The sequence below is a fragment of the Bifidobacterium italicum genome (genome assembly GCF_002286915.1).
Taxonomy (GTDB): Bacteria; Actinomycetota; Actinomycetes; order Actinomycetales; family Bifidobacteriaceae; genus Bifidobacterium; species Bifidobacterium italicum.
The window spans coordinates 1-23,973 of sequence record NZ_MVOG01000019.1 but is presented as its reverse complement, the minus strand read 5'-3'; the positions used below and the strand labels follow the sequence as shown (position 1 = coordinate 23,973).

The 23,973-nt window shown below is 64.1% G+C and carries 15 protein-coding genes, 1 tRNA gene and 1 rRNA gene; 7 read left to right on the top strand and 10 right to left on the bottom strand.

Annotated features, from left to right (window positions below; genetic code table 11):
* Together B1400_RS05525 and B1400_RS09690 are read right to left on the bottom strand one after the other, a co-directional pair.
* Window positions 1–396, bottom strand: a 396-nt coding sequence (locus B1400_RS05525) for an IS607 family transposase (RefSeq protein ID WP_095613437.1), incomplete at its 3' end; no start/stop codon positions are given.
* A gap of 39 nt (window positions 397–435) precedes the next feature.
* Window positions 436–1,515 carry a leucine-rich repeat domain-containing protein gene (locus B1400_RS09690; protein WP_157909646.1) on the bottom strand — a complete coding sequence of 360 codons (1,080 nt, stop codon included), beginning with the start codon at window positions 1,513–1,515 and terminating at the stop codon, window positions 436–438.
* Between the two features lie 258 nt (window positions 1,516–1,773).
* Here B1400_RS09690 and B1400_RS05515 point away from each other — a divergent pair, with 258 nt between their 5' ends.
* Complete coding sequence (locus B1400_RS05515) at window positions 1,774–3,531, top strand: S-layer homology domain-containing protein (RefSeq protein WP_095613432.1); 1,758 nt, start codon at window positions 1,774–1,776, stop codon at window positions 3,529–3,531.
* Between the two features lie 421 nt (window positions 3,532–3,952).
* Here B1400_RS05515 and B1400_RS05510 read toward each other — a convergent pair whose 3' ends face one another.
* The 3 genes from B1400_RS05510 to B1400_RS05500 form a co-directional block, all read right to left on the bottom strand.
* Window positions 3,953–5,260: a polysaccharide pyruvyl transferase family protein gene (locus B1400_RS05510; RefSeq protein ID WP_095613431.1), complete on the bottom strand. Its 1,308-nt coding sequence runs from the start codon at window positions 5,258–5,260 to the stop codon at window positions 3,953–3,955.
* 27 nt (window positions 5,261–5,287) lie between these two features.
* Window positions 5,288–6,619, bottom strand: a complete 1,332-nt coding sequence (locus tag B1400_RS05505; protein WP_235607344.1) for an ABC transporter ATP-binding protein — start codon at window positions 6,617–6,619, stop codon at window positions 5,288–5,290.
* Between the two features lie 72 nt (window positions 6,620–6,691).
* Window positions 6,692–7,528 (bottom strand): ABC transporter permease, encoded by an 837-nt coding sequence (locus tag B1400_RS05500; protein WP_327078504.1) that lies wholly within the window; start codon window positions 7,526–7,528, stop codon window positions 6,692–6,694.
* Window positions 7,529–7,725: 197 nt separating this feature from the next.
* On the opposite strand from B1400_RS05500, the gene B1400_RS05495 reads away from it, so the two are divergent.
* Complete coding sequence (locus B1400_RS05495; RefSeq protein WP_095613429.1) at window positions 7,726–9,645, top strand: glycosyltransferase family protein; 1,920 nt, start codon at window positions 7,726–7,728, stop codon at window positions 9,643–9,645.
* Window positions 9,646–9,787: 142 nt separating this feature from the next.
* Here the strand turns inward: B1400_RS05495 and B1400_RS05490 are convergent.
* A tRNA-Ser gene (locus tag B1400_RS05490) sits at window positions 9,788–9,872 on the bottom strand.
* 158 nt (window positions 9,873–10,030) lie between these two features.
* Here B1400_RS05490 and B1400_RS05485 point away from each other — a divergent pair.
* Window positions 10,031–10,882 carry an S-layer homology domain-containing protein gene (locus B1400_RS05485; RefSeq protein ID WP_095613428.1) on the top strand — a complete coding sequence of 284 codons (852 nt, stop codon included), beginning with the start codon at window positions 10,031–10,033 and terminating at the stop codon, window positions 10,880–10,882.
* A gap of 297 nt (window positions 10,883–11,179) precedes the next feature.
* A complete protein-coding gene (locus B1400_RS05480; protein WP_162288186.1) occupies window positions 11,180–12,634 on the top strand; it encodes a glycoside hydrolase family 25 protein in 1,455 nt (484 codons plus the stop codon).
* Between the two features lie 91 nt (window positions 12,635–12,725).
* Here B1400_RS05480 and B1400_RS05475 read toward each other — a convergent pair whose 3' ends face one another.
* Window positions 12,726–14,768 (bottom strand): glycosyltransferase, encoded by a 2,043-nt coding sequence (locus B1400_RS05475; RefSeq protein WP_235607343.1) that lies wholly within the window; start codon window positions 14,766–14,768, stop codon window positions 12,726–12,728.
* A 69-nt stretch (window positions 14,769–14,837) separates the two neighbouring features.
* Entirely contained in the window at window positions 14,838–17,402 is a 2,565-nt protein-coding gene (locus B1400_RS05470) for an LTA synthase family protein (RefSeq protein WP_235607342.1), read from the bottom strand.
* Window positions 17,403–17,664: 262 nt separating this feature from the next.
* Here B1400_RS05470 and B1400_RS05465 point away from each other — a divergent pair, with 262 nt between their 5' ends.
* Window positions 17,665–18,657: a glycosyltransferase gene (locus tag B1400_RS05465; RefSeq protein WP_095613426.1), complete on the top strand. Its 993-nt coding sequence runs from the start codon at window positions 17,665–17,667 to the stop codon at window positions 18,655–18,657.
* Between the two features lie 22 nt (window positions 18,658–18,679).
* On the opposite strand, the gene B1400_RS05460 is transcribed toward B1400_RS05465, so the two are convergent.
* Window positions 18,680–19,759, bottom strand: a complete 1,080-nt coding sequence (locus tag B1400_RS05460; RefSeq protein ID WP_327078505.1) for a glycosyltransferase — start codon at window positions 19,757–19,759, stop codon at window positions 18,680–18,682.
* A gap of 200 nt (window positions 19,760–19,959) precedes the next feature.
* On the opposite strand from B1400_RS05460, the gene glf reads away from it, so the two are divergent.
* Window positions 19,960–21,147 (top strand): UDP-galactopyranose mutase, encoded by a 1,188-nt coding sequence (glf, locus tag B1400_RS05455; RefSeq protein ID WP_095613424.1) that lies wholly within the window; start codon window positions 19,960–19,962, stop codon window positions 21,145–21,147.
* Window positions 21,148–21,258: 111 nt separating this feature from the next.
* Here the strand turns inward: glf and B1400_RS05450 are convergent, their stop codons facing one another.
* Window positions 21,259–22,959: a sialate O-acetylesterase gene (locus tag B1400_RS05450; RefSeq protein ID WP_095613423.1), complete on the bottom strand. Its 1,701-nt coding sequence runs from the start codon at window positions 22,957–22,959 to the stop codon at window positions 21,259–21,261.
* A 626-nt stretch (window positions 22,960–23,585) separates the two neighbouring features.
* On the opposite strand from B1400_RS05450, the gene B1400_RS05445 reads away from it, so the two are divergent.
* Window positions 23,586–23,973, top strand: a 16S ribosomal RNA gene (locus tag B1400_RS05445); the annotation flags it as partial.

The window sequence follows — 23,973 nt, the reverse complement described above, 5'->3', positions numbered from 1 at the left end:
CATACGGGCAAGGCGGTCACGGTGCTCCACGATTATCACGCCCACCGTCGGGTCGGCCAGCAGACGGTTGAGCTTGCGCCGCCGATCGTTCATACCCGACCCCACTTCCGTGACGACCTCGGGCCGTTCGACGCCCATGCTGAGCGCGAACGCCTTGAGCCTGTCCGCCTGACGTTGCAGGTCGTTCTTCCGGTCCGGACCGGACACGCGCGCATAGCACACCGTGCGCCCGCCGGCAGGGGCCTGCGCCCCTCGGGTCTCGTATTTGGGGTCGTGGATGAGCCACATACCGGTCGGCGTATGCTCCACAGGCACGGGCATCGTGCCCTCACGGCACCACTTCCACACCGTCTGCGGATGCAACCCCTCACGGGCCGCCCATTCCTTCACCAACATGAAACCAAGTATAACATATCCAAACCACGCAAAACAAACTCATACACCAACAGATAACAGCCCATTCGTATCGAACGCAACCGTGAACGACGGCACCTCAAACTGTACGCGCACGCCCAGCGGCATCTGCGCGTCGCTGAAATGATAATCATAGGTGACGAGGCCATCGGTGCTTGTCGGCGTCAGCACGGTGCCCTGAAGCGTACCGCCCTGCACATCCGAGATGCGCGATACGTCAATGCCGGGCGCAGCCTTCGCCAGATCCAGCGAAGCGTCGGTTATGGGGCCGAACTGCTGGTTGGAGAAATCCGAGAATTGAACGGATTTCGCGACGTCGCCGAGCCACAGCAACCGATTGTTGTCGAGATACAAATCGACGAGGTTGGTGTTATGACGCAGATCCACGGATGTCAGTTGATTATTGCTGAGACTCAAATAATTGAGCGCGGCGTTCTGGCTGAGATCGACCGACAATACGGAGTTATTGTCGATGTCCAGATAATCAAGCTTAGGGGTGCCTTCCAGATTCACATGGGTGAGCTGATTGTTGTGGAGATCCAATGTGGCGAGTGCCGCATGATTGCTCACATCCACAGTGGTGAGCTGGTTGCCGTCGGCATACAGATGGTAGAGCGCGGGATTGTGGCTGATGTCGATGGACGTGAATTGATTGTCGGACAGCGTTAAATAAGCGAGTGCGGGATTGTGACTGAGATCGATGGATTTCAGCTGGTTATCACTGACGAAGAGGCGTTCAAGCTGGGGGTTGTGGCTGACATCCAAGGACGTCAGTTGATTGCCGCCGAGATCCAGATCGGTCAAACTGGGAAAGTATTCGATGCCGGCGGCGGATGTGATGTTTCCGCATGTGTCGTCGTAGTAGCAGCCGCCTTCGATCTTCCATATGCTGTGCAGCTCGTCCGAGCTGAGTACCCCATCGTTATCCGAATCTTGTTGCTGAACCAATGCACGGAACGCCGGGTCGGGGAAGTGCGCGGCGTCGAGGGGGACGCTGGTTTCTGCTGCGATGCCGGTCGTGCAGGGGATCATCATCAGCGCCGATGCCAATGCGACGCCGAGGGCACGTCGGGCGACGCGCGGTAGTTTGGTGGTATTCATACCGATATCCCTTCTCTTCTGTCGTTGTCTGAAGAGGAATTTCATACATCGAAATTCCGTGGAGGGCGCATTGTCTTCTCCTTTGCGCTCATCGTAACAGGACCGCGAGGGAGAGGCAAAATATTGATATTCCGTCGACGCCATACTTGTCCGCGACATGCGGTTGACAAAGAATATCGATTGTCTATACGATTGATATCGTGATTCTTCGATGGGGATGAACCATGGGAACAATGCAAAGAAGAGAGAGGAACAACTATGTCCGGTGGAACAAGGAAGGGGCTGCGCTGGATCAGCGCGCCACTGGCCGCGGCGATGCTGTGCACGATGATGCCGGCCACGGCCCAGGCGACCGACGTCGAAGGCTGGGAGCCGCAATTCGAAATCAGCGGGCAGCCGACGATGCATGAGCGCTCGCAGCAGACGCAGCCGGATATGGATGCGCTGCGTGAACAGGTCGACGAACTGAACCGGTCGCGCAGTCAGGACGCCGCCTACTACGATCTGAACGTGGAGCTCGGCGAAGGCGTCATCGGCATCGCGCTCGTGCAGCTGCAGCAGGACGCCGTGTACGCACAGGCCCGGCAGAGCCTGCGCAAATGGCGTGAGGACGCCTACAACGACTCGCGCGTCAAGTTCCGCAACGACCGCGGCAACTACGTGACCGTGCAGCAGTGGTTGCGTGAGAAGAACATGAGCAAGGAGACCTACCTCTCCCCGAAGTGGGACAACACGCTGGAGCGCATCGCCGTGCAGCGCGCGCTGGAATCGGCGTATACGCTGAACCATCTGCGCACCGGCAACGATTCCAATATCTGGAGCGCGACCGTCGACGGCAAGGGCTCCTACGGCGAAGTGCTCGCGTGGCGGTGGGATACGAACTTCTCCGCGGCCTTCGACCAGTGGATGGGCGAGAAATCGGATTACATCCGCTACACCAGCGGTGAAGACGTCGACGCAAACGGCTACGGGCACTATATGAGCATCATCGATCCGAGCTCGGGCAACATGGGCTTCGCGATGATCAACGGAGTGGCTGCCGGCGAAATCAACGGCGGCAACGGCGACACGACGCCGCTGAAGCTCAAGGGCAGCTACATGCTGACGATGCCGGTGAGCGACGACGTCGCGCGGAACGCGCAGTTCGATGGGCTGCCGAGCCACTTCGCCGTGGGCAAGACGACACCGGTGACGCTGTGGGCCAGCAGGGACGCATGGAACCCGCAGGCCGCGTACTTCGCCCCGATCGACCCGTTCATTCTGGGCGCGTGGACTTCCGAGAACGCCAATGTGATCACGGCGAACGATTATGAGCTCACGGCCGTCGGCCCGGGCACCGCGCGTGTCGTGTTCGATTCAGGCACCGGCCGCAACTGGTCCGGCGATCTCACCGTCTATCGTTTCACTGACGTGTCTGCGTCGACGCCGCATGAGACCGATATCAACTGGCTGGCGGATTCGGGCATCACCAAGGGCTACGCCAACAGCGACGGCACGACGCGCTTCGAAGGCATGACGCGCGTCTACCGTCAGGATATGGCCGCGTTCCTGCGCCGTGAGGCGGTCAAACGCAACATCGGCGACGCTAAGACGTGGAAGCCGTCGGCGGCCGACTGGGCGACGTTCCGGGACGTCAACCACGGCACGCCGCACGCCGAGGACATCCTGTGGCTGGCCCACGCCGGCATCTCCACCGGTTGGAAGGAGGCCGATGGCACGAGCACGTTCCGTGGCATGAGCCCGGTCGTGCGTCAGGATATGGCCGCTTTTCTGCGCCGTCTCGCCAAGTTGGGCGGCAAGGACGGCGGTGTGGCGCCGAAGTATGACTTCCGTGATGTGCGTTTCGCCGATCCGGGTAAGACGCCGCATGCCGACGATATCGCGTGGCTGGCCGGTTCGGGCATCTCCGAAGGCTGGAAGGTCGGCAACGCACGCGAGTTCCGTGGCATGAGCGCGGTCGTGCGCCAGGATATGGCCGCCTTCCTTCACCGGCTCGACAACCAGCTCGCCAAGTAAGGTGCGCGGCATTCCGGGCACGGATTGATGGGGCGTCCCCTCGCGTGGTTCGCGACGCGAGGGGACGCCCCAACCATGTCCGGCCCCGGATATGGCCCATAAGCGTCCCGATCTATCGACGCAGTCGGCAAGCCAACCCTCAAACTGGCTAGTTTCCGTCCCGTTCCGTCGACGTGGTCGCCGAACCGGGACGCGGACGGCCCGCTGAGCGTCCCGATCCGTCGGCATGACGGAGGAACGTACCCGCTATGTCCCGGACCGTCGGCGCCGTCGACGACCCGGGACGTAAACTGGCTGTTGAGCGTGACGGACCGTCGACCCGTCCGATGAATCGGCCCGTTACGTCCCGAATCATCTGCGGAGTCGACGGACCCACCCGCACCTCCGCCGGCCGGCCCGGCCGGCCCTCCACGGCGACCGCTTACCGCGCCTCGTACAGCGGCGCCACCTGCCGGCGGATCTGGTTGCGGTACATGAACCGCACATCCGGGTCGGCGAAGCCCGGTCCCGGTGCGGGGATGTCCCGCTGGCCAATGTACGTCTGCGTCCACCTCGAGCCCATGCGCAGCACGGCGGCGTGCTTGACGTCGTAGTAGCCTTCCTGCACCGAGATGAACGACCCTGAGCATCCGCGCGCCGCGGCGAGCAGATGCGGATGGTAGCGCGTCGACAGCCACCGTTGACCGGTCTGTGCCGGGAACCCACGCTCGAGCAGATCCTGCAGCGGATACAGCCACGGCTCCCATCCATGCGAAGCGAGCATATGCATCGCGTCCTGCGAGTCGTAGGGGATGCATTCGACGACGCCGATGCGTTCGCCCTGCGGGACGTCCCACGCTTCGAGCACGGCGACCATATGCCCGAGCAGCGCCTTCGGGTCGTCGACCAGATCGAGCTGCATGCACACCATCGTCTGCGGCAGCGGCGCGTCGTCGGGCAGATAGACGCCGTCCAACGCGTTGACGAAGCAGTCGTCGGGCGCGAGCGTCGTCGTCCGGTGTTCCGGGTCGATCGCGTCACGGCTCGGCACGTCGCGGCATGAGAACGCCGTGATGTCGCGCGCGACCGCCGCCGCGTACGCGCGGTCACGCGCGTCGAGCGGTTCGAGTCCGACTCCGCTGACGACGGCTGGCATGCCGTGGCGCTGCGCCCACTGCGCGGCGCTCAGGCGTGCGAGGTTCGCGTTCCAGAAGCTGCGCATGTAGCCGCCGCCGATGATGTGCAGATCCTGCGTGCGTTCGTTGAGCAGCCGTATGCCGGCGGCGTAGCGCGCCGCATAGCCTTCGTCGTCGAGCGCTTTCGTCAGTTCGCCGCCGATCGCCGTGACCGGGATCGATTCAATCGGCGTTGATGCGCGCTCATCGTCGGGCAGAGCCTTGAACAGCCGTTCGCGGTCGACGATGCACAGCTGCGCGATCGTGTCGACGACGGTGAGCTTCGGGTGCAGCCCGTAGAGGATCGCGGCCGCCGGCCCCGCGCACAGGCAGTCGAAGACCACCGGGACCTCGGGGTCGACTTCGGCGAGGTATTTCACCCATTCGCGCGCGATGAGCTCGTCGCCGTAGTTCGGGAAGCCGGCTTCGCCGATCAGGTAATGCGCGCGCGATCGCCGCGCGAGTTCCGCATCCGACGGCGGCGTGATGCCGTTGTGCCGGTTGTACATCCGCGTGACGCCGTTCCAGAACGTGCGTTTCGCATCCGCCCAAGGGTGCAAGCCGGTGCCGCTCATGTCGACTCCTTATTTATTCCATCTGACTTACTGTGCCGTGTGCTTCTGCGCCGGCGTCGTCGCGGACGCATGCTCATGCGCGCGCTGTTCGGCGGCCGCCGCTTCGGCCTCCTGCTCGCTGATCGGCGTGATCGACAGCGCGCGGTTGTTGATCAGCGCGTAGTTCGTGTTGCGCGGATCGCGGATCACGAAGGTGCAGGCGTTGTCGTCCAATGCGACGGCGACGGCGTCCGTCATCGCGTCGTCGCCGGGGATCGGCGTGCGCAGCGACGTGATCAGTCTGAACTCGCCGTTGTTGAACAGGTCGAGCGGCATCTCGAAATACACGGTGTGGTGGCCGGGCTTCGTCAGATGCATCTGCGGATTGCGCGCGCCGGTGTCGAAGGTGATGCCGCCGCGGCGGATGTCGTGCAACGCGATCGCCAGATAGAAGTCGTCGGTCTCGTCGAAATCGTATTCGACGGCGAAGCGGAAGACGTCGTCGCTCGTCAGCATCAGCGGCGAGACGCCGTAGGTGCGCAGCAGCGGGCAGCGTTCGTTGAGGCCGTTCGGATACTCCTCGCGTCCGTGCGCGAGCGCCTCCTGCTGCTTGCGCTCGTTCTCCTCCTGGGCGGCCTCGAGATTCGCGAGCGTGTAGCTTTCCGACACCGTCTCGCGGTCGCCGATCGCGGCGACCTCGCCGTTCCGGATGAACATCGCGCGCGTGCAGTAGCGTTTGACGGCGCTCATGTCATGGGTGACGAGGATGACGGTCTTCGTCGGGTCCTGCCGCACCTTCGTGAAGTAGTCGTCGCATTTGCGCTGGAACGCCTCGTCGCCGACGGCGAGCACCTCGTCGAGCACGAGGATGTCGCCCTGCGCCTTGATCGCCACCGAGAACGCGAGACGCACCTGCATGCCGCTCGAATAGTTCTTGAGCTTCTGGTCCATGAAGTCCTCGAGCTCGGCGAATTCGACGATGTCGTCGTACATCGCGTCGACCTCCTCGGGCGTGAAGCCGAGCAGCGCGCCGTTGAGATAGACGTTTTCGCGGCCGGTGAGCTCCGGGTTGAAGCCGACGCCGAGTTCGATGAACGGCACGAGCTTGCCCTCCACATGCACCGAGCCGCTGTTCGGGTAATAGATCTGCGAGATGATCTTGAGCAGCGTCGACTTGCCGCCGCCGTTGCGACCGACGATGCCGAAGAACTCGCCGCGGTGCACCTGGAACGTCACGTCCTTGAGCACCTGCTGCTTCTTGTAGCCCTTGATGCCCTTCGTCCAGTTGATGAACGCCTGCTTGAGGCCGCTCGCCTGTTCGGTCGGCAGTTTGAACCATTTCTCGACGTGGTTCACGTCGAGCACGACCGGCTGCTCCATGTAGTTGTCGATCGTGACGACCTGCGCGGCTTCGTCGGCCGCGGCGTCGTGCTGTTCGATTGCCTGCGTCAATTACATCACCTCCGCGAATCGACGGCTGTTCCTCCGGAAGACGTACACGCCGAACCACAGCAGCAGCACGGTGATCGCGACCGGGATCAGCTTCACCCACCATGAGCCGAAGGTGTTCCAGACCGTCGGCTGCGTCGCCGGCGCGATGAAGTTGTGGCGGATGTCCTGGATCGTCTGCGCGATCGGGTTCATCAGCTCGAGATTGGCGATCGTGCTGTATTCGGGATGGTTCTTCGTGATGAAGCTCAACGGGTAGATGATAGGCATCGCGTAGAAGATGATCTGCTGCAGCACCTCCCAGATATGCAGCACGTCGCGGTAGAACACGTAGAAGGTCGACAGCATCAGCGCGAGCGCGAGCGCGATGATGTACAGTTCGAGCACGTTGAGCGGCAGCCACAGCACGCGCCACGTGAATTCGACGCGCATGAAGATCGCGAAGATGAGCACGACGACGTAGTTGATCGCGAGCGAGATCAATGAGCCGATCGATGCGGAGACGACGACGATGTAGTTCGGGAAGTGCACTTTGCGCAGCAGGTCGCCGCGGTCGACGATCGAGCGCAGGCCGATGCCCACCGTCTCGGTGACGAACTGCCATGAGCTGATGCCGAGCAGCAGCACGACCGGGAAGGTCGGCGTGCCGTCGGTCATGCGCATGAACTTCGCGAACACGACGTACATGACGGCGAACAGCATCAGCGGCTTGAGCACCGACCACGCCACGCCGAGGAACGATCCCTGGTAGCGCATCTTGAAATCGGTCTTCACCAGGCCGCGCAACACGGTCATGGCGTATCCGTAGCGGTCCTTCAACCGTTGCTTCAACGTATTCACTCGCACCTTCTTCGTTTCGGGTCCAGTCGCTTCATTGTAGCCGTGCCACGGCGCCAGCGTATGCGACCATCATAGGAGGCCGCCTCGGCAGCGGCGGTCCACCCTCGGCGGATCGGCGCCTTTTTCGCTGCACGGACTATGCTGAAGCGTGATTGAAGGCTGCAAACGACCAAGTGACGACTAGCAAGTGAGGACCCATGTCATCGATTCGATTCGCGAACGTGCTGCTGGAGACGAAGCCGCGTGCGCTGAGCTATCCCACGATGTATTACCACACCGACCAGCTGCTGACGCCGGATCCGCGCACCGGCGACTGGACGATCGCGGGCGCCGGCACCGTCGATTTCACGACGTACTTCAACGCGCTGTCCGTGCTCAAGCTGCTCAAGTACACGCGAGCGACGGCGTTCCGCCTGCATATCGACGTCAAGAGCGCGAAGCCGGTCACGTTGACGCAGACGCGCGCCGAGCGTCTGTCGATGCAGCCGCAGCTCGTCGAATCGGTCACGGCCAACGTGCCCGGCGACAACAAGTGGCATGAGGTGACGCTCGACATCACTGTCGACCCGACGACCGTCATCGCCGGATTCCAGATCGCCACGCAGGCGAAGACGACGATCCGCAACGGCTGGTACGAGGTCGAGTTCGACGGCGATCCGCGTGACGTCGAACTGGCGATCGCGACGACGACGTTCCGCAAGGAGAAGTTCATCGAACGCAACATCGAGCTCGTGAAGACCGAGCTGCTCGGCTCCGACTACGACATCGCCAAGCATCTGACGATGCATGTCATCGACAACGGCAGCACGCTCGACGCGGCCGCGCTGAGCGACGAACATGTGACGGTCACGCCGAACGAGAACGTCGGCGGCGCCGGCGGCTTCGCGCGCGGCATGATCGAGTCGCTTGAGCAGTCGACGCCGGCGACGCATGTGCTGCTGATGGACGACGACGTCGAGGTCTCGCCGGAAAGCATCCTGCGCACCTACAACCTGCTGCGCATCGTCAATGACGAATACGCCGAGGCCTTCGTCTCCGGCGCGATGCTCAACATCGAGGACACGCAGGACCAGAAGGAGGACACCGGCTTCATCTCGACGTACGACGGCTCGTGCGTGCCGGCGAAGCCGCCGCTGCAGGTGACGAAGTTCGTCGACGTCGTGTACAACGAGTGCTACGACGAGCAGCTGAGCGTGCCCGCGGACGCGCACCGCTACGCCGCCTGGTGGTACTGCGTGATCCCGACGGCCGTCATCGAGCGCAACGGCCTGCCGCTGCCGGTCTTCGTGCGTTTCGACGACGTCGAGTACGGCATCCGCTGCAATCCGAAGTTCATGACGATGAACGGCATCTGCGTGTGGCATGCGAAGTTCGACATCCGCTACAACGCCGGCGTCGAACGCTACCAGACGATCCGCAACCAGATGATCGGGCAGATGACGACCGGCCTCGTGCCCGATACGAAGACGATGTTGCACAGCCTGCACCATATGGTCGATCTCGAGTGCCGCAAGTTCAACTACACCGACGCCGAGCTCGCGCTGCAGGGCTTCGAGGACTTCCTCAAGGGCCCGAAGTTCATCATGCAGCCGGTCGCGCAGGAATGCTTCATGCGCGCGAACCGCGAGAAGGAGCAGCTTGTGTCCTTCGACGAGCTGCGCGCGCAGGCCGAGCAGCTCGGCATCACCGATTTCGACCCGGACATGCTCACCCGTCAGGTCATCGACTTCGACGAGCCGCGCACGCTCAAGCAGCGCGCCTTCGATTTCTTGACGCACAACGGCCAGCGTTTCGGGGCCGGGACGCTCGCCGCCAGGAAGCTCGAAGGCGACGCGGCGGCCGACCATGTCGAATACACGGTCATCCCGAGCGCCGGATGGCTGTATCCGGCCGGCATGATCCACAACGAGAACATCATCGTCGCGATCGACTGGGCGACGCGCAAGGGCGTCATCCGCGTCAAGGACGTCAAGCGCTACCAGGAGGTGCAGAAGCGCTACAAGCGCGATCTGGCCTACTACAAGAAGCACGCCGACCGCCTGTCGCGTGAATATCTGGCGGCGGCCCCGCGGATGGAATCGGTCGAGTTCTGGAAGGCCTATCTGCAGATGGACTGAGACGGCCGATGAGGCCGCGATGATGCTGAGGGCGCCGATCGACTGACGGTCGGCGCCCCGGCTCGTCCGGCGTCCAATGTGACACCGCCGACAACGCGAAAGGCGGGAACCTGATGATCAGGTTCCCGCCTTTCGGTTCGGGCGGAGGATGCGAGATTCGAACTCGCGAGGCTGTTACACCAACACGCTTTCCAAGCGTGCGCCATAGGCCACTAGGCGAATCCTCCAAATGCACACGGCCGAAACCATGCAACTTGAAAAGGATATCACGGCGGCTCCGATACGCAAGTCCGGTGTGTCGCGTGCGGGTGCTGTGCTTCCAACGTCGTATTGGCGCAATGGTTCTGGGACCTCAGTGATCTCCGAAGTCTGATTTGGAATTGTGATGCTGTCGGCGGTGCATCTGCCGTTCCGTGATGTGGATCTGACGACGCCGCATCTTGATGACATTCGCTGGCTTGCGGATGCGGGCATCAGCACCGGTTGGCCGTTGGGTGATGGCACGAGCGTGTTCCGTGGGATGGGCACGGTGGTGCGTCAGGACATGGCGGCGTTCCTGCGTCGTGAGGCGGCCCGGTTCGGTATCGCGAACGCGAAGGGCTACAAGCCGGGGGCGACGGATTGGAAGCGTTTCAAGGATGTGGACCGTTCGACGCCGCATGCGGAGGATATCCTGTGGCTCGCGTCCACGGGCATCACGACGGGGTATGCGGATGGTACGTTCCGTGGTATGACGCCGGTGTATCGTCAGGATATGGCCGCGTTCATCCACCGGTTGGATGATCACATTAACTGTGAGGCGAAGGTTACACGCGTCGTCGTGCAGGAAGCATGGGACGAACAGGTTGTCGATACACCTGCATGGGATGAAGTCATCCCCGCTGTGACCAAGGTTGTGCATCATGATGCGGTGACGCATGAAGAACCTGTGTATGAAACAAAGAAAACTCTTGTGCAACGATATCCCGATGGATTCATCATCGCAGCAGATGAATTTAGTAAACTTTCAGGTATCGAACAATTCAAATTGGAAATGGCACATGGCGGGCATTGTACATTTATTCCCGGATATGCACAAGTTCAAACCGGTACACGCATCGTCGTTGACACCCCCGCATGGGATGAAACCGTGGTCATCACCCCGGAACAGACCGTGCATCACGAGGCGACATACAAGACGGTGCATCATGATGCGGTTATCGAAAACCGTACCGAATTCTCTAACTGCAGAATTTGATAACGAGGGTTGGTGATCAACCCTTTTGGGACGAGGCCTCCACCTTTAGGCGGAGGCCTCAAAATTGTTGTCGTAGTTATCCACATTTCTCCGTAGGATGTGGATAACTACGGCCATAGCCGACCGACCTATCGAACATCAGGAATGGGGACCTCATCCATGGCACAACACTCCCATCGCAGAGCGGCCTCGTTCGCCGCGTGCATCCTCGCGGGCGCATTGACATTGACCGGGACATCTGCCGGTGTCTCGGCCGCCTACGCCGACGATCCGGCCGCCGCTGATACCGTGCGGACGATGCCGACGGACACCGGCGCAGGCGCGGCCGCCACGCCGCAGATGGAGGTGCCCGACGAGGACGTGCCGCCGAATCCGGAACATATGTGGAACAACGCCGATACCTCGCAGGACCCGGGTGCGGGGGACGGCACGGCGCCGCAGTCCGGTTCGCGACTGCGCCGTGCCGCGCCGCAGGCGCAGTGGGGCTGGAGGACGACCGGTCCGAACAACGCCTATAAGACCTTCCGCCAGTCGGACGGCACGGTGATGAACCCGGTACTCAAGGTGATCGACGTCTCCGAGCATCAGGGGAGCATCGATTGGAACAAGGTAAAGAACTCGGGCATCGACGGCGTCATCCTGCGCATCGGCTACGGCTACGGCTATGAGGACGCCCGGTTCGCCCAGTATCTCGCGCAGGTGCGCGCACTGAAGATCCCCTTCGGCATCTACCACTACAGCTACGCCTACGACACCGACTTCGCCCTTGAGGAAGGCAGATGGACGGTGGAACTGCTGCGCAAGTACGGGGTCACCGACAACGCGTTCCCGATCTTCTACGACCTCGAGCAGGATGATTGGGGCGGCCATAAGATGCCGACGGCGGCCTCGCAATACGAGCGCATCGCGCGCACTTACTTCGGTGAACTGTCCACGGCCGGTTACCGGGACGTGTACATCTACAGCTATCTCAACAACATGAACACGCGGCTCAACACCACATGGCTGCAGGCGCGCACGAAGTGGATCGCCCAGTACAACACGGAACTCGACTACGAGTTCCCCAACTACAACGGCACGCGTGGATGGCAGTACACGTCCAAGGCCTCGGTGTCCGGCATCGGCGGCGTCGTGGACATGAGCGTCTTCGATCGGTCGCTGTACCGTGACGTGACGTTCCGCACCCCGCATTATGACGATGTCGTATGGCTGTCGCAATACGGCGTGACGACCGGTTTCCCCGACGGCACCTTCCGTGGCATGAGCGCAGTCGTGCGCCAGGACATGGCCGCGTTCCTGCGCCGTGTGGCCGCGAACCGCAACATCGGCGACGCCAAGACGTGGAAGCCGGGCACCGACGACTGGAAGACCTTCACCGATGTGAACAGCCAGACGCCGCATGCCGAGGACATCCTGTGGCTCGCGCACGCCGGCATCGCCGACGGCTACGCCAACGCCGACGGCACGCAACGCTACGGAGGCATGACGACCGTCTACCGTCAGGATATGGCCGCGTTCCTCAAGCGGCTCGCCGATCTGGCCGGCAAGTCGGGCGGCGTGACGCCGCGCACCGATTTCACCGATGTGCATGCGGACACGCCACATGCCGCGGAGATCCAATGGCTCGGCGGCGCGCGCATCACCGACGGCTACCGCAACGCGAACGGCTCATGGCGCTTCGAAGGCATGACGACCGTCTACCGTCAGGACATGGCCGCGTTCCTGCACCGTCTGGACAACCGTCTCGCCTGAGCCGGTGAACGACGACGACAAAGAACGCGGACGGCGACGGGGTAGTGATCCCCGTCGCCGTCCGCGTTCGTCTGTGCGTACGTCCGCGCCCTCAGCCGCGGAAGATCCGCTCCCACATCGCGACGCTGCCGAGATCGGCGGCCTTGTAGTCGGCGGCCAGCCGGTCCCAACGCTTGAAGAACTCCTTGGACAGGAACAGGCCGCGTTTGAACTGCTTGCGGAACAATGCGTTGTCGCGGCGGCACCAGGCGGCCGAGTTGCCGTCCGCCGATGTCACGAGCACCGACGACGCGCCGCGGAACGCACGCCATGTGGCGTCCTTCGCCGTGATCGCGCGCTGCGGACGCTTGTCCGCCGTGCCGTTGCGCCGCGTCGCCAGTGATTCGAAGACGGCGCGGAAGCATTCCTGCTGCACCTGCCGCTTGCTTTTCGGCTTGCCGTGCGGCTCGTATTCGACGGCCGCCTCGGGGAAGTCGGTGAGGTTTGCGCGCGTATCGGTGTCGGAGAAGCCGCGGCGCGCCTCGCGGGCCGTGGCCAACGCCGTCGGCAGCGCATCGATCATGTACTGTGGCCCGCGCATGGCGTCGCGCAGCGCCAGATGCCGCAGTTTGACGCCGGAGTACACGAGCCGCAATCCCAGATTCGCGTCGCCGTAGGCCATCTGGTACACCATCTGCCATGTCGGCCGGTCGATGTGCAGCAGCGCGCAGACCCAGCGGTTGCGGTTGTTGAAGTACTCCTCCCATGAGCGCCCCGGATCCTTGTCATGCCAGGCCTGATGCCATACCGCGACTCCCGGCAGGCTCACCGTGGCGTAGCCGTGCTCCTTGGCGCGCAGACCGTATTCGATGTCGTCGAACTTGATGAAGGCCGGCATCGACAGGCCGATCTCCTCCATGACGGCGGTCGGGACCAGACACAGCCACCAGCCGTTGAAATCGGCGTCGAAACGGCGGTGCAGCTTCGGGCAGTCGCGCAGCGGGAACTGCGCGTAGTCATGGTTGTATTCGGCGCCGACGCACGGGAACATGCGCACCTCGTTCTTGTCGAAGCGCTCGCCCTGCGCATACATGACGGTGCGGTTGTCGAGATGCAGCATGCCTCCGCCGACGATCGTCGGCGTCGAGCAGTAGTCGGCGAACTGCACGGCGCGGATGACCGATTCCGGCTCGCTGATCGCGTCGTCGTCGAGCAGCATCGTGTAGGCGGCGCGCCCAGCCTTGAGCGTTTCGAACATGCCGCGCGAGAAGCCGCCGGAGCCGCCGAGGTTCGCCTGTTGGATGTATGTGAGCTGGGCGCCGAGTTCGGCGCTCACGTCGGTGAATCCCGGCTGGTCGCAGACATGGTCGGTGCCCTGATCGGTGCAGTAGATCGTGTCGAGGCGCGCGCGCACATTCGCGTCGGCGGCGATCGCGCGCAGCTGGCGCAGGCAGTAGGGGGCGCGGTTGAACGTCGCGATCGCGATCGAGAACGGCCGCGTTTCGGTTTCGCGGCGCGCCGATCGCGGCACCGCCCATTGCGCGTCGGCGATGTGCAGTTCGGCGTCGATGTCCGCCTTCGCGTCAAACCAGAAGAAGCCGCCGTCGAGAAGCCCGTCCATCGCGATGTCGACGCTCACCGTCGTCGCCTTGTCCGGTGCCTCGACCGGGATCTCCCGCACCGGGTGGATCAGGCCGCGGCCGGTGGAGCGCATCAGCTGCAGCATGCCGGTGCCTCGCACGTCGGCGGTGAAGCGGACCGAATCCACCTTCGTCCAACGGCGCCAGTAACTCGCCGGGAACGCGTTGAAATACGTGCAGAACGACGCATGATGACCCATGTGCACGGTGATGGCGGTGCGGCCGTCGACCGAGAACACCTGCGACGACGTGTCCGCGGGCGTGCGTCGGCTCGCGTTGAGCAGCCGGCGCAGCTCCGCCTCGTTCATCGCGTCGAAGTCGAGCGAATAGAAATCGGCGAACGCGTTGACGACGTCGTCGCTGAGCGCAGGACGCGTCCATGCGATCGCGTACAGCGGCATCGTCATGTCCGCGTCGGTCGTCGGGAACACGACGCGGTTGACGGTCTCCCAATTGTGCTCGTCGTGCCGCTCGTCGTGCCGGTCGTCGTGCTGTGGTGAAAGAGTCACTACCATACCCGCCCATAGTAGTAGGGGAGGCCGCCGTCGGCGGCGGAACATCGCCACCGACGGCCGCCGGCTCGCTCACTGCTTCGGCAGCGCCATGAATCCCATGCCGTGCAGATAGTTCCTGCCCATCATCATGTCGTACTGCACGATGCGGTAGTCGTCGAGCAGCTGCTTCGCCTTCTTCGAGAACTGCTTCGGATCCATCTCCTTGCCTTCGGCGTCGAGATAGGTGACCGACGAATCGGCCGACCAGGTGCCGCCGTTCGTCACGGCGCGCGACAGCGCCGGGATCTCCTTGTGCAGCTCGGTGAGCAGCGCGAGGTACGGCGAGACGCGCGCGTTGAGCTGCTGCGCCGTCTGCGCCATGAAATAGTTCGACGACGAATACGCCGCGTCGGACGCCGGCAGTTTCGCGCCATGCGCCGCCGACGCCTTGTTCGACCAGATGAAGTAGTCCGTCTCGTGCAATGCGAGGCTGTTCTTCGGGTCGTTGACGGCCGTCGCGTAGATGCCGGGCAGATGGTCGCCGTAGAAGACGACGGTGATCGGCCTGTCGATCGCGTCGAGTTCGTCGAGGAACTGCTTCGTCGCCTCGTCGGTGCGCTGCAGGCCCTTCGCGTAGTTCGCGATGACGCCCTTCTCGCCGTCCGGCACCGACGATTCGTTCGCTGCGAAGAACTCGTTCTCATCGCCGTAGATGCCCGGATACGGCGCATGGTTCTGCATCGTGACGAGTTCGATGAACTGCGCCGGCTTGTCCGCGGCAGCGTTCGCCTTCACCTCGTCGACGACGTTGCGGTACGCCTGCTCGTCGGTGACGGTGTCCGACTTGCCGCTCTTGCCCTGATAGGTGCCGGCGTGCTTGATCTTCGGATCGCTGTCGAGCGTGTACAGATGCGAGAAGCCGAACTTCCTGTAGTTCGCGTTGCGCAGATAGAAGCGCTGCAGGAATGGATGGAAGCCGACCGAGCAGGAGTCGGAGCCGCAGGCGTCGTTCCACATTTGGTTGAAGGAGAACACCTCCGGGCGCGTCGGCAGCAGCTGCTGGTACGGGGAGAGCAGCGACCCGTTGAAGTTGGCCATCGACAGGCCGGTCATCTGCTGGAACTCGATGTTCGCGGTGCCGCCGCCGTAGCCGGGCGACAGCATCAGGCCGCTCGTCGCGACGTCGCCGAGCGCGCGCACGTTCGGCATCGGGTCGACGTTGAAATGGACGCCGGGCACGCGGTTCGGGTCGGAGAAGGTCTCCGAGAGCACGTTGATGACGGTCGTGTCGGTGAGCGTCGCGTCGCGTTCGGCGTTGATCGCCTGCGCCTGCTTCGCGTAGCGGTCGTTGATCGTCTGCATCATCGCCTCGTCGTAGCCGGGTTCCTCCTCCATCGCCTTGACGCGCGTGAGCGACAGGAAAGTCGTCGCGGCGCCGTTCGCGCGCGCGTCGTCGCCGACGTTCCAGATGATCGGCGAGTAGCCGATCTCGTTGACGAACTCACGGATCGACGAATGCGCCGACGACAGTCCGCCGGCGTAGCTGACGATCAGCCATATGCTCATCACCGGCGCGACGATGCGGCAGACGTTGCCGAAAACGTTCTTCACGCTCCTGAGCGGGTGGAGCCACGAACAGTGGATGAACGCGCGCCGCCGGTCGACGAACTGCAGCACGATGCAGATGACGACGAACCAGACGATCAGCGGCACGCCGTGGTCGATGATCGGCCGGTACTCGTCGGTGACGAAGGACGCGACGCTCTCGCCGTCGCCCCCGCCGCCGAGGAACCCCAGATCGGAAGGGAGGATCGGTTCGGTGCGCATCGCGTACTTGATCTTGCAGGCGAAGGCGTAGACGCCGGCGAGCGCGCCGAAGACGGCGGTGCCGACCCAGAAGCGGTTGATGACGGTCACGCACACGAGGTAGATCATCGCGAGCGCGAAGAAGTTGAGGATGCCGGCCGTCGACGACAGGCTGTGGTACGAGCTGTCGAGGATCTGCTGGAAGAACGAATGCTCGAGTTTCGGATCGTACATGTGCTTCGTGTCGATGCTCCACAGCAGCATCATGTCGGCGACGAGCACAAGCGCGAACGCGACGCACAGATACGCACCGTACGAGAACTTCGGACGCTTGTCCCAGATCCGGTAGAACTTCGTGTCGGTGTAGCGCTTCCATTGCCGCTTGACCGTCCTGATCGGATGGAATCCGCGTTGTGCGGCCGTCGAATCGGCCGCGTCGGCCGCATCGTCGGAGGCGCCGGCGTCCGTATCGTCGGGGGCGCCCTTCGCGCGATTGTCGGGTTGTGCGGAATCGTCAGGTTGTGCGTCCGCGGCGGTGGCGGACGCCTCGATATCCGTGACGTCTTCGGGCGCGCGTCCTTCCTCGTCGGTCGCCGTGACGGGCTTGTCGCCGTTGGCGTCGTCGTCCGCGGCGTCCGCGCCCATGCTGTCGTCTGCATCGTCGGCAGCTGCGTCGGTTGCCGCCACGTCGGTGGTTTCGTCGGCGTCCTCGGCGTCGGCGTCCTCGACGGCCGTATCGACGTCGTCGGCGTCCAGATCGATGATCTCGACGTCCTCGACTTCGACGGCGGCTTCGTCCGCGTCGTCGGAACGCCGGCTCGTCGCCTTCGGCAGCTCGGAATCACGCATCGTGCTTGGACCTTTCTGAACAGGATCGCAACGGCTGGAACGCCGCATGCGGCAAACGGCATCATGGGGAACGGTGCCCCGGTGTCACGCTCCGAGGACGGGGCGCGCGGTGCCGCGGCGCCACCGCGTTCCCGCTTCATGACAGGCATTGTACCGGCGCCGGCTGATGAGCGGCCGCCGACGACCGTCCGCTCCGCCGCTGCCGCCCCGTCATCGTCCGTTGGAGATCCTTCGGCCCATATGCGCCCATATAATGGCGGCTATGCAATACTCAGTGACCGCGGTCGTCGTCTCCTACAACCGCGCGCGGCTGCTCGAGGAGTGCCTCGACGGCATCCTCAGCCAGACGCGCCGACCCGACCGCATCATCATCGTCGACAACGCGAGCACCGACGGCGCGCGTCAGGTAGCCTACGGCTTCGCCGAACGTTCGCCGATCGCCACGAAGGTCATCGGGCTGCCGGAGAACCTCGGGGGCGCCGGCGGCTTCTGCGCCGGCATCGCCTACGCGGCGTACCAAGGCGTCGGCAGGAGGAAGCCGACCCCCGGCGTCGTCGACTACCTGTGGCTGATGGACGACGACACGGTGCCGACGCCGGGCGCGCTCGCCGCGCTGCTCGATGCCTCCGACCTGTGCGTCGAGACGAACGGCTGCCTGCCGACGATCCTCGGATCGAAGGCCGTGTGGGTCGACGGCCGCGAACATCGGATGAACCGGCCGCGTCCGCGCGCCGCGCTCGCGAAAGGCGCGCGCACGATGCGCGGTGGCGCGTTCCAGGTGCGTTCGCTCTCCTTCGTCTCCTGCCTGATCAACGCAGGCGCCGTCCGCGGCCTGCATCGGCTGCCGATCAGCGCGTTCTTCCTGTGGAACGACGACTTCGAATACACGAGCGCGTTGCTGCGCAACGGCATCGGCTACTACGTGCCGGCGAGCGAAGTCGTCCATAAGACGAAGCGCTTCGGTTCGTCGGACGCCGATCCCGGTGCGCGCTTCTACAACGAGGTGCGCAACAAGATCTGGATGTTCCGGTTCTGCGGCGACGACTTCACGATCGTCGGCAGGCTTACGCTGCTGCTGAAGACGGCGCGCCGATGGGCCTTCACCTGGCTGCGCGCCGGCGACCGCGCGCAGATCGTGCAGTGCCTGCGCGACGGATGGCATGACGGATGGAAGACGCGGCCCGCGTCGAACAGCGCGATCTTCGCCGACATCTACCCGCCGATCGCGGCGTACGTCGACTGGATCGAGGTCTGAGCGCGGACGGCGCCGGCGTCCGTCACTGCGCGGACTGTGCGCCGTCGGCGTCGTCGACGCGCGTGCGCGGCGCCGCGCTGTGCCGGCCGCGTTTCGGTGGCTGCGGCGGTTGCGGCGATGCCGCGATCTCGGTGTTGTGCCGCGACGTCATCGACCGGTATGCGCGCTTGCGCAGCGACGTCGGAATCACCCGGTAGACGGCGCGGATGAACACGTTGCGCACGAACTGCCATGGCGAAGTGAAGCCGTCGCGCAGGAAACGCCACTGCAGACGCAGCTCGTCGCGGAACATCTCGCGGCCGCCTCGGCGCTCGTAGGCGGCTTCGTTCGTGCGGTACAGCACGAGCGCCTGCGGCACGTTGAGGAACTGCGCATGGGCGAGCATCAGCCGCTCCCACAGCATGTAATCCTCGAACCGGCCGGAATCCTCGGGATAGCCGCCGGCGTCGAGCACCGCCGACTTGCGGAAGACGACGCTCGGATGATGCACCGGCGACTGCAGGCGGGCGTAGCGTTCAAGGTCTGAGCCCTCGGCGGGCAGCATGCGGATCTGTCCCGGCTCGTCCTCGTCGTCGCTGAATTCGCGGATCGCGCTGCCCATCACATCGATCGGGCGACGCGACTGCGCGTTCGTATGCGCGGCGTTCGAACGGCGCACGAACAACGGGATGAGCGTCGCGAAACGGTTCGGCAGCGAGACGTCGTCGCTGTCGGCGCGCGCGACGATGTCGTATGCGCAGTGGCGCAGCCCGACGTTGAGCGCATGCGCGAGGCCGCCGTTCTCATCGAGCGGCACGATCGTCACCTCGGGCACCGGCTCGTCGGGATGCTCGGCGGTGAACCACACGGACATCGTCGACTGCAACGTGTCGAGATAGCGCTGCACCGGCTCCGGCACGGCGCCGTCGCGGACGATGACGACCTGCGACGGCGGCAGCGTCTGCTCGATTGTGCTCGATTGGACGGAACGCTCCACCTCGCGCAACGAATTGCCCCCGTACACCGCCATCAGCAGCGTGAAGGGGGGCGTCGTCTCCCGGCGTTCCGTTTGGTCCATGCAACCTATCGTAAACCACGGCCGTGGCCGCCTGCCGCGCCGCATGCGCGCGGCCGGCGGCCGCGACCGGCGGAATCGGCGGTCCGATGCGGTATGCGCGCGGCCTCGTCCCGTCGTGTGCATACCGCGTTTTAAGCTGGTGCCGAATGCGCGCCGCGGCTTGCCGTGACGGCGCGGCAACGGGGCGCCCACGCGGCAACGCTTCGCGGACGCCACCGATTCGTATGTTTTTCGGAAGGACATCTATGACCTCGAACGAGCGCAACGCCATGCCCGATCTGGTGATCGTCGGCGCCGGCATCTTCGGTCTGACCATCGCGCAGCAGGCGGGCGAGAAACTCGGCGCGCATGTGACGATCATCGACGTGCGCGACCACATCGGAGGCAACGCCTACTCGTATATGGATCCGGAGACCGGCGCCGAGATCCACAAGTACGGCGCGCATCTGTTCCACACGTCGAACGAGCGTGTCTGGGACTACGTGAACCGTTTCACGGCCTTCACCGACTACGTGCACCGCGTCTACGCGACGCATGACGGCGAGGTGTTCCCGCTGCCGATCAACCTGGGCACGATCAACCAGTTCTTCCGTGCGAACTACACGCCGGCGCAGGCGAAGGCGCTCATCGAGGAGCAGGCGGGCGAGCTCGCCGGCACCGATCCGGCGAACCTCAACGACCAGGGCATCTCGCTGATCGGGCGTCCGCTGTACGAGGCGTTCATCAAGAACTACACGGCCAAGCAGTGGCAGACCGACGCGAGCGAGCTGCCGGCGAGCATCATCAAGCGTCTGCCGGTGCGTTTCAACTACAACAACCGCTACTTCAAGGACACGTGGGAGGGTCTGCCGACGGACGGCTACACGGCGTGGCTCGAGCGGATGATCGACGATCCGCGCATCACCGTGCAGTTGGGGACCGATTTCTTCGACGAGACGCAGCCGCTCAACAAGAAGGCGCTGCTCGAGGCGGGCGTGCCGATCGTCTACACCGGTCCGATCGACCGCTACTTCGACTACGATCTCGGCGAGCTCAAGTGGCGTACCGTCGATTTCAAGGAGGTGCGCTACGACGAGGGCGACCATTTCGGCTGCCCGGTCATGAACTTCTCCGATGCCGACGTGCCGTACACGCGCGCGATCGAGTTCAAGAACTTCAATCCGGAGCGCGCGGCCGAGCAGAATCCGGACAAGACCGTCGTCTGGGAGGAGTACTCGCGTTTCGCCGAGCGCGGCGACGAGCCGTACTATCCGATCAACACCGATGACGACAAGGCGCTGTATGCGCGGTACAAGGCGAAGGCCGAGGCCGAGCCGAAGGTCGTGTTCGGAGGACGCCTGGGCACCTACGCGTACTACGACATGGACCAGGTGTTCAACCAGGCGCTGATCTCCTTCGAAAAGCAGGTCGCACCACTGCTTCAGCAGCGCTGAGCGCCGCATCGGGCGTGACGTCGCCATGACGGCGAGGGCCGGGCATGATCCGGAATGGATCATGCCCGACCCTCGTGTTGCGCCCGGTCCCGTCGGCGCTTTCCGCAGCCGTCAGCGCGTCACGTCGATGACGAAGGGGCTCGCCGGCAGCACGTCGTTGTACAGCAGCCGCCGCGCCTGCGGATCGTTCGCATAGAGGTAGCGCACGGCGCGGATCGCGTCGACTCGATCCGACTGCAGCACGACGGCGTCGCCGTCGATCGTCGCCCGCGCCGGCACGAAGTCGCCGTCGGCTCCGGCGACCTCGAATCCCTCGGGCGAGCCGTCGGTCGGCGTCGCGATGCTCTCGATGTCCGCGCCGGCGTCGCGTCTTGGCATGCGCACGTTGAGCGCGTCGGCGCTGCCGTCGGCGAAGCGCAGCCGCACCGTGCCCGGTTTCGCCGCGACCGTCGTCGCCTCCTCGATGATCGGCCCGTTCGGCACCGCTTCGTCGTGCGCCATCGCGAGCCACTGCGCGGCCATGCGCGCGCCGAGCACGTCCTTGCCGAGCGGATGGATGACGGCCTCGGTGCCCTTGTCGGTGTCGATCGCGACGGTCATCGCGACATGATCGCGGTTCGCGAGCCCCTCGTCGCCGAGCACATCGAGCTGCTGCTGGCGGATGCCGCGGAAATCCGTGTCCGTCGCGTAGCGCGCAAGCTGCACGTAGAGGAACGGCAGGTCGTCATCGCCGAAATCCTCGCGGTACTGGTTGATGAGCGCGACCATCCGCTGCGTGTAGGCGCCGACGTCCGCGGCGCGTGCGGCGTCGTTGCAGCCCTGATACCACAGGACGCCGGCGACGCGCAGGCCGCGCAACGGCTTGATATGGCTCGCGTAGATGTCGCCGTCCGCCTCGTGGCGCGCGATGCCGGTGCCGCCCCATGCCGTCTGCACGACGCCGACCGGGATCTGCGGCTGCGCCTGACGCACCCGCGCGGCGAACTGCTGCGCGAGCAGGCTCATCGCGCGCACATGCTCCGCGTCCTGCGCCGGCAGCCAGCGGCCGTTCGTGACGGCGCGCGCCGGAAAGCCGACGTCGCCGCCCACACGGTCGGCGGCGACGAAGCGCACGTCGGCGTCGACGACCGGCTCCGGCAGGTCGTCCATCGTGAACCGGCCGCCGAGGTTGCGCTGCCGTGCGTCCGCGTCGCCGTAGTACTGGTCGACGTTGAGCTCCATGTTCGACTGGCCTGCCGCGAGGAAGACGTCGCCGAAGACGACGTTCGCGAGCACACGCACCGGCGTCGTGCCGTCGCGGAACTCGATGACGTACGGCGTCGTCGACCCTGCGGTCGGCGTGAACTCGGCGGTGAAGGCGCCGTCGTCGCCCACATATGTGACCGCCTCCTTCGTGCCGTCGGCGCTGACGGCACGCACGTTGAAGGCATCGAACACGGCGCGGCGCGTCCGGTCGCCGGCGTGCGCCGACGGGGCCGCGTTGACGGTGCCGTGCACCGTGAGCGGCGCATCGCGTTGGAAGACCATGTTGTCGCCGTAGTAGCCGGGCAACGTGATCGTCGTACCGCTGCCGTGCTGCGTGGCGACGACCGACGCTTCGCCGACCTGCCGGCCGTCCGAGCCGGCTCGCAGCAGCACGCCGATCACGATGCCGACGATGACGACGGCGACGGCGAGCACGCCCCAGACGATCGTGGCGCGCCAATGCGCGCGCGGCGTGGTGTCCCCCGGTTCCGCGGCTGCTGTTGCCGCTGTGGGGACGGGTGCGTCGCCGTCCGGCTTGTTCGGTTCCCCTGGCTGCTGTCTGTTCATGGTTCCATGGTGACCTACCGAGTTGACGATGGGCCATGCCGTCCATGCCGCGTCGGCGTCTCTGGACACCTCCGGCTTCCCCAGCGATCCTTTCCGGTGCTGTTCGTGTCGGGGCCGTTCTCTTGGCCGTCGTTTGGCGATCGCATGGGGTGTGGTTTGCGTCGGTGGTGTTCGCTTGGCTGTGGTGTGGCGATCGTGGATGGTGTGGTCGGTGGTTTTGGCGTTCGGATGTGTGGGGTGGGTGTTGGCGGTGTTGGTGTTGGGTGGTTGCGACACGCCGTGGAGGGGTTGTGGTTGTTGGGTTTTGGTGGTGGGGGTTGCGTTTGTGGTTGGGGTGGTGTAAGTTTTCTTCTTGCTGCCGCTCACGGCTTGCTGGTCTGGTTGACTGGTGTGGTTGTGGGTGTGTGTGGTGGTTTGAGAACTCAATAGTGTGTACTGTACTACTTCATCATATGGCCGACGTTTGTTGGTTGTGTGGTGGTCTTTGATTGCCAGTCCGATGCCCGCCCGTGTGGTACCCGAGGGGGTTTGATGGGTGTCGGGGTTTTTGTGTGACCGTCCTTCCTTATTGGATGGTCCGTCTTTTTCTTTTGTGAGTCATCTGTTGGATGTCTCCATGAATGTTTTTTGTGGAGGGTTCGATTCTGGCTCAGGATGAACGCTGGCGGCGTGCTTAACACATGCAAGTCGAACGGGATCCGGCCAAGCTTGCTTGGCTGGTGAGAGNGGCGAACGGGNGAGNAATGCGTGACCAACCTGCCCCATGCACCGGAATAGCTCCTGGAAACGGGTGGTAATGCCGGATGCTCCGCGCCCTCCGCATGGGGGTGTGGGAAAGGCTTTTGCGGCATGGGATGGGGTCGCGTCCTATCAGCTTGTTGGCGGGGTGACGGCCCACCAAGGCGTTGACGGGTAGCCGGCCTGAGAGGGTGACCGGCCACATTGGGACTGAGATACGGCCCAGACTCCTACGGGAGGCAGCAGTGGGGAATATTGCACAATGGGCGCAAGCCT